Source organism: Butyrivibrio sp. INlla18, assembly GCF_900103635.1.
Lineage (GTDB): Bacteria > Bacillota > Clostridia > Lachnospirales > Lachnospiraceae > Butyrivibrio.
Genome location: NZ_FMXK01000017.1, coordinates 62,301 through 73,163, shown reverse-complemented (window position 1 = coordinate 73,163; position 10,863 = coordinate 62,301). Strand labels below are relative to the sequence as shown.

General features: G+C 42.6%; 11 protein-coding genes and 1 pseudogene. 8 read left to right on the top strand and 4 right to left on the bottom strand.

Annotated features, from left to right (window positions below):
* Window positions 1-177 (bottom strand): annotated as a pseudogene (locus BLS24_RS15630) (IS1634 family transposase); the annotation flags it as partial.
* A gap of 222 nt (window positions 178-399) precedes the next feature.
* Here BLS24_RS15630 and BLS24_RS12495 point away from each other — a divergent pair.
* Window positions 400-1,143, top strand: coding sequence for a lysophospholipid acyltransferase family protein (locus BLS24_RS12495; RefSeq protein ID WP_091759686.1), 744 nt, complete (start codon window positions 400-402; stop codon window positions 1,141-1,143).
* A 395-nt stretch (window positions 1,144-1,538) separates the two neighbouring features.
* Here BLS24_RS12495 and BLS24_RS12490 read toward each other — a convergent pair whose 3' ends face one another.
* A complete protein-coding gene (locus BLS24_RS12490; protein WP_091759684.1) occupies window positions 1,539-1,733 on the bottom strand; it encodes a DUF6465 family protein in 195 nt (64 codons plus the stop codon).
* A gap of 163 nt (window positions 1,734-1,896) precedes the next feature.
* On the opposite strand from BLS24_RS12490, the gene BLS24_RS15310 reads away from it, so the two are divergent.
* Complete coding sequence (locus BLS24_RS15310; RefSeq protein ID WP_176764437.1) at window positions 1,897-2,055, top strand: hypothetical protein; 159 nt, start codon at window positions 1,897-1,899, stop codon at window positions 2,053-2,055.
* Between the two features lie 127 nt (window positions 2,056-2,182).
* Here BLS24_RS15310 and BLS24_RS12485 read toward each other — a convergent pair whose 3' ends face one another.
* Together BLS24_RS12485 and BLS24_RS12480 are read right to left on the bottom strand one after the other, a co-directional pair.
* Window positions 2,183-2,974, bottom strand: a complete 792-nt coding sequence (locus tag BLS24_RS12485) for a PDDEXK family nuclease (protein ID WP_091759681.1) — start codon at window positions 2,972-2,974, stop codon at window positions 2,183-2,185.
* A 184-nt stretch (window positions 2,975-3,158) separates the two neighbouring features.
* On the bottom strand, window positions 3,159-3,344 hold the full coding sequence (locus BLS24_RS12480; protein WP_071175207.1) for a hypothetical protein: 186 nt from the start codon (window positions 3,342-3,344) through the stop codon (window positions 3,159-3,161).
* Between the two features lie 95 nt (window positions 3,345-3,439).
* On the opposite strand from BLS24_RS12480, the gene BLS24_RS12475 reads away from it, so the two are divergent.
* The 6 genes from BLS24_RS12475 (at window position 3,440) to BLS24_RS12450 (ending at window position 10,863) form a co-directional block, all read left to right on the top strand.
* The gene (locus BLS24_RS12475; RefSeq protein WP_091759679.1) at window positions 3,440-4,672 is read left to right on the top strand and encodes a sensor histidine kinase; all 1,233 of its coding nucleotides are present in this window, start codon (window positions 3,440-3,442) and stop codon (window positions 4,670-4,672) included.
* Window positions 4,673-4,804: 132 nt separating this feature from the next.
* Complete coding sequence (gene pseC, locus BLS24_RS12470) at window positions 4,805-6,004, top strand: UDP-4-amino-4,6-dideoxy-N-acetyl-beta-L-altrosamine transaminase (RefSeq protein ID WP_091759677.1); 1,200 nt, start codon at window positions 4,805-4,807, stop codon at window positions 6,002-6,004.
* 12 nt (window positions 6,005-6,016) lie between these two features.
* On the top strand, window positions 6,017-7,186 hold the full coding sequence (gene wecB, locus BLS24_RS12465; protein ID WP_091759674.1) for a non-hydrolyzing UDP-N-acetylglucosamine 2-epimerase: 1,170 nt from the start codon (window positions 6,017-6,019) through the stop codon (window positions 7,184-7,186).
* The gene (locus BLS24_RS12460) at window positions 7,186-8,568 is read left to right on the top strand and encodes a sugar transferase (protein WP_091759672.1); all 1,383 of its coding nucleotides are present in this window, start codon (window positions 7,186-7,188) and stop codon (window positions 8,566-8,568) included. Before wecB ends, BLS24_RS12460 begins: the two co-directional genes overlap by 1 nt.
* A 16-nt stretch (window positions 8,569-8,584) precedes the next feature.
* Window positions 8,585-9,628, top strand: a complete 1,044-nt coding sequence (locus BLS24_RS12455) for a polysaccharide biosynthesis protein (RefSeq protein ID WP_091759696.1) — start codon at window positions 8,585-8,587, stop codon at window positions 9,626-9,628.
* Between the two features lie 2 nt (window positions 9,629-9,630).
* The gene (locus tag BLS24_RS12450; protein ID WP_091759669.1) at window positions 9,631-10,863 is read left to right on the top strand and encodes a glycosyltransferase family 4 protein; all 1,233 of its coding nucleotides are present in this window, start codon (window positions 9,631-9,633) and stop codon (window positions 10,861-10,863) included.

The following is a 10,863-nucleotide window of genomic DNA, read 5'->3' as shown; positions in this document are numbered from 1 at the left end:
TTCACTGCGACACCAGGCCACAACATCATCGCGAGTTGGACCATGATCTTTTAGCAATTCAGCAAGAGTACCGAGTTTACGAACTGTAGCAGTGGTGCTTTTTCCAGAATTATCGATATAAGATTTGGATATGTAGAATGATTCTGAGTTCTTGGACTTTGAGATTGTAAGTTTCATAATAAGTACCCCCAGCCCTTATTATATCACACATCACTATATATTGCTATATATTAAGAATAAAAATTTGACAAAAAAATACAGGCCAGATGTGGCCTGTAAGGACTTTTGATATAATTTAACTGTCAAACTCCCGGGTTCAAGTCACTTCTTGAAAAACTGTGAAAAAATATGGTAAAATACGGCATTGGTAAAAATTTGAGGAGACATAAATAAATATAGATGCGTAATTTTTATCACACTATTTTGATAAATCTTCATAGAATTATCTACTACGTTGTAAAGACCAGAATTTGGATGAAGCATCCTGAGAGGCACTCCGAAGAGGAGCGCTACGGCATGGCCAATGAGATGATCTATTACATGAACAAGTCATCTGGCTATGAGACAGAGGCCTTCGGCACTGAGAATCTTCCGGCTGAGGGCGGTTACATGCTCTATCCTAATCATCAGGGCAAGTACGATGTGCCTGGAATTTTCGCAACTCACAAGAAGCCATGCTCTTTCGTTATGGACGAGAAGAGATCACATCTTGTTTTAGTTTCAGAAGTTATGTGGATGGTAGATGGCAAGCGCCTTGAACTTGATAACCCAAGGCAGACCATTACCGTATTTAGAGAAATGGCTGAGGAACTCAAAGCCGGCAGGAAGTTCATCCTCTTCCCAGAGGGTGGTTACAAAGAAAACAACGGCAACGTTATGGAACCCTTCAAGGCCGGAAGCTTTAAACTTGCTCAGATGGCAAAGGTGCCAATCGTGCCTGTAGCGCTGGTTGATTCCTACAAGGTTTTCAACAGCGACCACGTGGGTCCAGTGAAGACCTACGTGTATTACCTTGAGCCTATTCCTTACGAGGAGTACAAGGGACTTAAGAGTATTGAGATTGCGCATATGGTTGAGGATAGGATCAGGGCGAAAATCGAGGAGCACCTGGCAAACAGGAAGGCAGAAGAGGTACTTGTGTAAGGCATAAGTACATGACTGGAGAACGTGTGTGGCTGGGGAAAGGCTTCGATTGGCGGAATGTTACCTGCAAGATGGAGATTTTGGCTGATGCAGGTAATAAAACAAGTTAATTTGTGCCTTGGCTGGCAAAAGTGTTACCTGCACGAGGCGATTTCTCGGCGATGCAGGTAATAAAACAAGTTAAAAAGAGACCTTGGCTAGCGAAAGCGTTACCTGCACGAGACGATTTCTTGGCAATGCAGGTAATAAAACAAGTTAATTTGTGCCTTGGCTGGCGAAAGTGTTACCTGCACGAGATGATATCTCGGTAATGCAGGTAGTAAAATAAGGTAAAAAAGAAGCAAGTGTAGTAAATGCACTTGCTTCTTTTTGATAGATTTTTGATTTGTGTTAGATTACAGATCGTAGCTTCCTGTGATCTCGTCGTTTACTACATAATAAACCTTGTACTCTTCAGGCTTTACATAGATATTAAGAGTCTTGATATCTTTTTTACCGTATGCTTTTTTAGCACGAGTTACAAGTTCATCTTCGCTTACAGCGTGATCGCCAAACTGAAGTTCAATCTTAGTTGCTACTTTAGTTGCCATTATGCATTTCCTCCCCATCAATAAAAAATAATCGTTGGATTTATTATACTACTCTTAATTATAAAAAGTGAATCTTTATTTCAAAAATCAGTTAACTTTATAGTTTTTTTAGCACTTTTTATGGAGACCTTGGATATAATGTACCTACAAGGAGGTAACCACTATGGCAAATAAAAAAAATGGAACTCCCCCTAATAAAAATCTTAATCCAATAGTTATTTCCATTGGAACATTTAAACCAAGTCTTCAGACACTGAGCAGTGTTGACTGTGGCGTTGATCTTTCAAGCTACGCATATGAAGGTCTTAAGAAATGGAAATGAAGAGCTGAGTTGAGATTGTAATTTTACAATTAAATAGGAATGCGAAGCGCTGTGTATCATATATACGCAGCGCTTTTTTGGGTAAATGGATAGTTGCAATTTGTTGTATAACAGATAGAAAGGCTTATCACTTCAGTAGCAAATCTCGAAAAGTCTTTTCATACACCGACACATCAAATGGGTGGTCTTCGTCTTCAAATGTGAAGATGATGTCTTTTCCCAGCACGAGGCCAGCGTTAGAATACTTTTTTAATTTGTAAAAAAAGCTATCGCGATAGTTTTCTTTGTGCATACGGCCACAGTGTTCGATGTAAACTTGTTTTCTTTTCTTGACATTCAAAGCTGTAAAATCAGTTCTGAAAGACTGAGCCTTTGTGTAATAAAAAGGCATTTCATATTTGTATGGAATTCCGAGACGCAGCAAAGTATTTGCGATGATAACTTCAGATTTGGAACGGACAAGTTCACCATTCGCGGTTTTGAAAATGAGATTTTCTGGATAATCGGTGTTTTGGTCATAGGAAGTTGCAAGCCAGTTTTGGGCATATTCTTCGTCGCTCATTGTGTAAGGAGCGATAAGTTTTTGCCGGATTTCAGGTAAGCTCTTTTGAACAGATAATAAACTATTATAGTCATAGTCTTTTATCAAAGCATCGATCAGATCGAGCTTGGGGGAGAGATTAAGCTTACATCTTTGAGCATAGTTCTTTTGAGCAAGCTTCCTTGCCACGTCTAAGTCAGATTTCTTGATGTAAGTGCCAAGCCTTTCGGAAGGATTTTTCCTGTAATATAATATAGGCTTCTTTTTGACGCCGCCAACACGCAGCGTTCCTGGAGGTGCAGACTCAATATCCTTATCAATCTGTTTGAGAACGCGTTCAAGACGGGTGCGTTCAGCCCATAGTTCATCAATAAACATAGAACCTCTTTCTGTTAATATAAAAATTTGTTAGAGAAATTGTGCGTTTGAATTCCAAGAGTTGGAACGCACGTGCTAAAAAATTAGCATGAAAACATCTAAGATTATATAAGAAAAATAGGGAATGTCAACTCAATGAAAAATCTTATTTTGAAATGTCATCAAACGTCATGCGTAAAACAGATTACGCAATATTGGCGCTAGCGATTGCGCAAACAAGCGCGATGATCACAACTATAAGTGCGAGGATACGCATCCACTTGTAGGTTTCTTTTTCCTCTTCGTTGTCCTTGTTAAGTTCACCAATTGTAAAAACGACTACTCCTACGATGAAGATGACAGCCGCATAAATAGCCAGAAGCTTACTCATGCTATCCTCCTTGTTTGATATTATTATACACTAGAGCGCAGAAATCTTGTATACTTTTATTGTGAGGAAACAGGCTTGTAACGGGGGTGAATCAAATGAACCGCTTTAAACCTACTTATTCTTTGAGGCAACTTATTGAATTTGAAAAAGATAAAGCAATCATGAAGCAAAAGGCAAGGGCTACGCTGATTCTTTTGATAGGCTTTGTCGTGTATAGTATTGTCGCTTCAATTCCAGGTTTCTGGATTGATTATAAACATGGTATTGTGACCAATATCAGTATCGCAATTCTATTTATTTTTTTATCATTTATTCTCAAACACACTCAAAATCATATAATGGTGACGATCATCGGAACCTACATGTTCATGCTGATCCTCTTTTTCCATATGCTAATGGAGACTGATTGGAGTATAGGCATGGACGCTTTTTGGCTCTTCGTGCTCATTACACCGTTTATTACCAATTATCTTGCGGGAGTTTTTTACGGAAGTATCAGCGCATTTAGCGGCTTGATCCTCAGCGTTGTGCTGTTCTACACGCCGCTCCAGTACTGCCTTCAGCCCTATGGCGAGAATATGACTCAGTGGTTTGCAATCATTTATATAGTAGGCATGATGTCTGCGTCTTTCATCGAGTACGAGCTCACGTCTTTCCAGATTGCCAAGGCAGAGACTGACGCCAAGCTCGCTTATTATCAGAAGGTTCGCGCTAACAGGTTAAAAGAGCAACTCCAGATCTACGACACAAACGAACAAGTCATCCGCAAGTACAAGCATGATATCAGGCATTTCAACCGCGTACTTGCTGGATTTATCAATGAAAAGAAATATGACGAAGCCTCTGCTTATCTAAAAGAGTTTGATTCTATGCTTGAGGACGTGACCGCGGTTTCTTTTTGTGACAATCAGATTGTTAATGAGCTACTTACGATCTACACTTCCAGATGTCAAAAGATGGGCTTCAAGCTCCGCGTCAAGGTGGCGGTTCCTGAACACTTTCCAATGGAGGAGATGGATCTTACAAGTCTTGTTGCCAATGCACTTGAGAATGCTGTCGAGGCCCAGGAACGCATAGCTGACAAGGAAAAGAGAAGCATTCAATTTGAGCTGACTTACGATGGCCGCAAATTAAAGCTTCTCACCAAGAACCCATGCGTCATCGCAACTCGCTTTACTGAAACTGGGCTTCCAATCAGTACTCGCGAGGTCCAGAGCGGTATCGGAACATCACAGATCAAGTCTATTGCCGAGAAGTACAGTGGGGTTGCTAGCTTTATCCAGAATGAGGATAGCTTCACAGTGAAGGCTGTCATGACGTGCATGTAAATATGAGAAATTGTGTCCCCGCGAGGTCATGGCTTGCGGGGATTTGTTACGCACTTCAAGGATATACATACACGAAATTAGAATTATGGTATAATACTAAAGAATTTTTATATTTAGAAAGAAGGAAATATTATGGAGAAGCTTGCTATACACGGAGGAACTCCGGTTAGAAGTGAGAAAATATATTATGGACGTCAGTGGATCGGTGATGATGATGTTCAGGCAGTAGCTTCAGTTCTGAAGGGAGATCTGATCACATGCGGACCTTCAGTTGAGGCACTTGAGAAAAAGCTTTGCGAAGTAACAGGGGCAAAATATGCAGTAGCTGTATGTAACGGAACAGCTGCTCTTCACTGTGCGACCATTGCTGCAGGACTTGGAGAAGGAGATGAAGTTATCACAACTCCTCTTACATTTGCTGCATCTGCTAACTGCGCTGTATACGTAGGAGCAACACCAGTATTTGCAGACGTTGATCCAAAGACATACAACATAGATCCAGACAGCATCGAGGCACACATCACACCAAAGACAAAGGCTGTCGTAGCAGTAGATTTCACAGGTCAGGCTGTAGAACATGACAGGATCAGAGAGATCTGCGACAAGCATGGCCTCAAGCTCATCATTGATGCTGCTCATGCTATCGGAACCAAGTACAATGGCAAGCCAGAAGGTTCAATTGGAGATATGACTTGCTTTAGCTTCCATCCAGTTAAGACTGTAACTGCAGGTGAAGGCGGTGCTATCACAACAAATGATCCAGATTTATATAGAAGACTTAGACTTGCTTCACAGCACGGAATCGTACGTCATCCAGAAGAGTTTGTTGAAAAGAACCCAGAAGGAATCTGGTACTACGAAATGCAGGAGCTTGGATACAACTATCGTATGACAGATTTCCAGGCAGCACTTCTCATCAGCCAGCTTAACAAGCTCGACATGTTCTCTAAGAGAAGAAAAGAGATCGTGAATGCATATAATGAAGCATTCAAGGATATGGACGAGATCATTGTTCAGGAAGAGATTCCACAGTCTGATACAACAAGACATCTTTACATCATCAGACTTAACTTTGATAAATTAAGCTGCACAAGAGCAGAGTTCTTCCAGGCTATGAGCGCAGAGAACATCCAGCCTCAGGTACATTACGTACCAGTTTACTGGTTCCCATTCTATGAAAAGAGGGGCTACAAGCGCGGACTTTGCCCAGTTGCGGAAGATATCTACAAGGGAATCATGAGTATTCCTCTTTATCCTATGATGAATGATCAGGATGTAGCAGATACTATCGCAGCAGTAAAGAAGATCGCGGCTTACTACCACAAGGACTGAGAGAGGTAAAATATGCCTGAATTTAAGGGATTCAAGAACAACGGAAAACTTAAGCTTCTTATTATAGTAGGAACACGTCCTGAGATAATAAGACTTTCTGCAGTTATCAAAAAGTGCAGAAAATACTTTGATGTGGTGCTGGCACACACTGGCCAGAATTATGATTACAATTTAAATGGCGTATTCTTCAAGGATCTTGAACTTGATGAGCCAGAAGTATATATGGAAGCAGTTGGAGCGGACCTTGGCGAGACCATGGGCAACATCATCGACAAGAGCTACAAGCTCATGGCAACAATTAAGCCAGATGCAGTGCTGGTCCTTGGCGATACCAACAGCTGCCTTTCAGTTATAGGTGCTAAGCGCCTTCACATTCCTATTTTCCACATGGAAGCTGGTAACAGATGTAAAGACGAGTGCCTCCCAGAGGAGACAAATCGTAGGATCGTAGATATCATCTCTGATGTAAACATGGCTTATTCAGAGCATGCCAGAAGATACCTTGCAGACTGCGGACTTCCAAAGGAAAGAACTTTCGTAACAGGTTCACCTATGGCAGAAGTTCTTGATGCCAATTACGACAAGATCAAAGCAAGCGATGTTCACAAAAAGCTCGGCATCGAGCCTCACAAATACATTCTTCTTTCTGCTCACAGAGAGGAGAATATCGATACTGAAAAGAACTTCACATCTCTTTTCACAGCTATTAACAAGATGGCTGAAAAGTATGACATGCCAATCCTCTATTCATGCCACCCACGTAGCAAGAAGAGAATTGAAGAGTCAGGCTTCAAGCTTGATAAAAGAGTTATTCAGCATGAGCCACTTGGATTTCATGATTACAACTGCTTGCAGATGAACGCATTTGCGGTAGTTTCAGATTCAGGAACACTTCCAGAGGAGAGCAGCTTCTTCCTCAGCAAGGGCAATCCATTCCCTGCAGTGTGCATCAGAACTAGCACAGAGAGACCAGAAGCCATGGATAAGGGCAACTTCATCCTTGCTGGAATCACAGAGGAGAGCCTGTTGCAGGCCGTAGATACTGCAGTTGAGATGAACAAAAATGCAGATCTCGGAATCCCAGTTCCTGACTACGTTGACACAAATGTTTCAGACAAGGTTGTCAAGATAATCCAGAGTTTTACTGGAGTTGTAGATAAAATGGTTTGGAGAAAGTATTGATGGAGCATGTCAAAATACAAAACAGATATGTATATAGATGGCTCTGCAAAATGGCGCTGGTACTGATCGCCACAGGAATGTTCTTTTGGGTTTGGCACGAGTTCGTTGAGGACAACAACCAGACCGGTAACCTTCTTGGAGCAGGTAACCTCTTAATGGCAGCAGGCATCTACTTTGTGCTGTATTACATCATCGGAAATGCCCTCAAAGCCTTTAGAATCGGCGTTGACAGAAAAGCAAATCTCCTGGCTTCCCAGGTTATGGCAATCTTCTGCGTTGATGGAATCGAGACTTTCATCTCCTGCGCCATCACCGGACAGTTCAGATTCTTCCCAAACTTCTTGTGGAGATATGTGCTGCTGGCACTTGTTCAGAGCGTTGTCATATGTCTTTTGATACTGCCACTTGTAGACCTGTATAGATCAATGTTCAAGCCTCAGCAGGTGCTTGAGATCTACGATGAAGCTGACGATGAGAAGCTTCACTTCATGAATGCAAGACCTGACAAGTACCACATCGCAGACGTCATCAGCATTCACGAAGGCCTCGACAAGATCTATGACAAGCTTGACGACTACGAAGCCGTGCTCATCAACGACATTCCTTCTGAAAAGAAAAATGACATCCTGAAGGAATGTTTTTACAGAGGTAAAAGAGTCTACTTCACACCGAAGATTTCTGATATAATCGGTAAGAATTCCGAGGACATAAATCTTTTTGACACACCTCTTTATCTGTGCAGGAATTCAGGGCTTACCGCGTCTCAGATAATTGTTAAAAGAATCTGTGACATCGTATTTTCCTTGATCGGCCTGGTGCTTACAAGTCCAATACTCCTTGTTGTGGCAATTGCCATCAAGCTTGAGGACCATGGACCAGTCTTTTTCAAGCAGAAAAGAACTACAATCGGCGGAGCTGAGTTCGATATTCTGAAGTTCAGATCCATGATCGTAGATGCAGAAAAAGACGGAAAGCCACATCCTGCCGGCGAAGCAGACGATAGGATCACTAAGGTTGGACACGTAATAAGACCTACAAGAATCGATGAACTTCCACAGCTCATCAATATCTTGAGGGGTGATATGTCCATTGTAGGCCCTAGACCTGAGCGAATCGAACATGTCAAAAAATATACCGAAGAAATTCCAGAGTTTGTGTACAGACTAAAAGTTAAGGGCGGTCTTACGGGACCTGCGCAGGTTTTTGGAAAGTACAATACAAGCCCATTAAATAAATTAAAGATGGATCTCTTTTACATTACAAACTACTCACTGCTTCTGGATCTCCAGATCCTGTTCGAGACAGTGAAGATCCTGGCCCAGAAAGAGAGCACTGAAGGGTTCTCCGAGAAGAGACAGGAAGAGATGCATGATTCTAAGTGAAATTGAGGAAATAAAAATGAGTGAATTTAAGGACAAAACACTACTTATAACTGGAGGAACAGGAAGCTTTGGTCACTGCGTACTGGACCACTTCCTTGCAAGCGATATCGGCGAGATCAGGATCTTTTCACGTGATGAAAAGAAACAGGACGACATGAGACACGAGCTTCAGGCATTCTACCCTGAGTACTACAGCAAGGTTAAGTTCTTCATCGGCGATGTTCGAGATATTCAGAGCCTTCGCGATTGCATGCCAGGCGTTGACTACATCTTCCACGCTGCAGCACTTAAGGAAGTTCCAAGCTGCGAGTTCTTCCCAATGGAAGCTGTTAGAACAAACATCATCGGTACAGACAACCTGATCCATGCGGCTGTTGAGAACGGCGTTAAGCACGTTATCTGCCTTTCAACTGATAAGGCAGCTTACCCAATCAACTCAATGGGTATTTCAAAGGCTATGATGGAGCACGTTGTTTACGCAAACGCTAGAATGGCGGCTGAGAGAGGCACAATCCTCAACTGTACTAGATACGGCAACGTTATGTGCTCTAGAGGTTCTGTAATTCCTCTTTTCATCGAGCAGATCAAGAACGGTCATCCTATTACCATCACAGACCCTAACATGACAAGATTCATGATGAACCTTGATGAGGCCGTTGACCTCGTTATGTTTGCGTTTACACACGGCAATCCTGGAGATCTTTTCATCCAGAAGGCAGATGCGTCAACTATTGGCGACCTTGCTAAGGCTGTTCAGCAGCTCTTTGGCGAGACAGAGACCAAGATCATCGGTTCTAGACACGGTGAGAAGCTGTATGAGACTCTTTTGACAAAAGAGGAGAGACTCCGCGCAGAGGATATGGGCGACTATTACAGAGTTGTTGCCGACGCAAGAGACCTCAACTACGACAAGTTCTACGTTGACGGCGAAGTTCACACAGCAGCAGACGAGGCTTACACAAGCCACAACACAGTCAGACTCGACGTTGAGGGCACAGTACAAAAGCTCCTTACAACCAAGTATGTTCAGGAAGAACTTGAGAAACGTAAAAACAAATAATTATGGCAAATAATTTTGTACCGCTTAAGATCCTGGTAGTCACAGAGTGCTTCTGGCCGGACATCTACGCAGTTAACGATATTGTGGAGAAGCTGGTCAAAAGAGGTCACAAAGTCACGGTGCTGACTGGACTTCCGGATTATACGACAACCAAAATTCCAAAAGAATATAGACATTTTAGAAATAGACATCAGAACTATAAAGGGGCTGATGTCTATCGCGTTCAGACCATAGCAAGGCACCACGGGCCAATCTGGAGGAGCCTTAGCTATCTGTCTTTTGTGTTCTTTGGTTCGCTCCGCGCAAGACTTCAGAACTGGGGCGACTTTGACGTTATCTATGTCTGGGAGGTTTCGCCAGTTACCATGGCAGTTCCTGCGATCCATCTGAAAAAGAGATATAAAAAGCCTCTTTTCCTGTATTGCATGGACATTTGGCCAGAGTGCGTGAAGGCTATGCATATCAACGAGGGAACGCTCCCTTACAGGATGATCCATAGCTGGACCAAGAAGATATACAAAGAATGCGATCACATTGCGGTTTCTTCGGAGCCTTTCTTTGAATATATGGAGAAGGTCAACGGAATTCCAAGGTCAAAGATGAGCTATCTGCCTCAGTACGGGGACCTCAAGCTCCTTGATATTGATCCTAGGAAGGATATCGAGACTGGAAATACCTGCGACTTTGTGTTTATCGGAAATATCGGAAATGCGCAGAATCTTGAGACTTTGATCCACGCCATGACTGTGTTCAAGGATAGAAATGACGTGAAGCTCCACATGGTTGGCGGCGGAACAAATCTTGAGAATATCAAAAAACTTACCCATGAACTTGGGCTTGACGACATAATTATTTTCTATGGTCCAAAGCTATTTGATGAGGCAAAAGAGTTCTACAGAATGGCGGATGCTTGCGTGCTGACACTAGATGGCAGTAACCACATTGGGGATACGCTCCCTGGCAAGCTCCAGACCTACATGGCGGCTGGAAAGCCTATTTTTGCTGCGGCTAACGGTGCTGCCCAGAAGATCATCAGATCTGCCCGCTGCGGAAGATGCGCAGATGCTGGAAACAGCGCAGAGCTTGGTGAATATCTTTTGGACTTTGTAAATTATAGAGGCAAGTACCATGAGAGTGGCATGAATGCTAGGGAATATTTCATGAAGAACTTCATGGAGCATCAGCATTTCGAGGACCTTGAGGAAAGGCTTAATAAGCTTGTAAATAGACAATAA

Excerpts from the sequence above, each read along its gene's own strand:
- BLS24_RS12495 (WP_091759686.1), top strand. The coding sequence starts at position 400 with ATGCGTAATTTTTATCACACTATTTTGATAAATCTTCATAGAATTATC.
- BLS24_RS12490 (WP_091759684.1), bottom strand. The coding sequence starts at position 1,733 with ATGGCAACTAAAGTAGCAACTAAGATTGAACTTCAGTTTGGCGATCAC.
- BLS24_RS15310 (WP_176764437.1), top strand. The coding sequence starts at position 1,897 with ATGGCAAATAAAAAAAATGGAACTCCCCCTAATAAAAATCTTAATCCA.
- BLS24_RS12485 (WP_091759681.1), bottom strand. The coding sequence starts at position 2,974 with ATGTTTATTGATGAACTATGGGCTGAACGCACCCGTCTTGAACGCGTT.
- BLS24_RS12480 (WP_071175207.1), bottom strand. The coding sequence starts at position 3,344 with ATGAGTAAGCTTCTGGCTATTTATGCGGCTGTCATCTTCATCGTAGGA.
- BLS24_RS12475 (WP_091759679.1), top strand. The coding sequence starts at position 3,440 with ATGAACCGCTTTAAACCTACTTATTCTTTGAGGCAACTTATTGAATTT.
- pseC (WP_091759677.1), top strand. The coding sequence starts at position 4,805 with ATGGAGAAGCTTGCTATACACGGAGGAACTCCGGTTAGAAGTGAGAAA.
- wecB (WP_091759674.1), top strand. The coding sequence starts at position 6,017 with ATGCCTGAATTTAAGGGATTCAAGAACAACGGAAAACTTAAGCTTCTT.
- BLS24_RS12460 (WP_091759672.1), top strand. The coding sequence starts at position 7,186 with ATGGAGCATGTCAAAATACAAAACAGATATGTATATAGATGGCTCTGC.
- BLS24_RS12455 (WP_091759696.1), top strand. The coding sequence starts at position 8,585 with ATGAGTGAATTTAAGGACAAAACACTACTTATAACTGGAGGAACAGGA.
- BLS24_RS12450 (WP_091759669.1), top strand. The coding sequence starts at position 9,631 with ATGGCAAATAATTTTGTACCGCTTAAGATCCTGGTAGTCACAGAGTGC.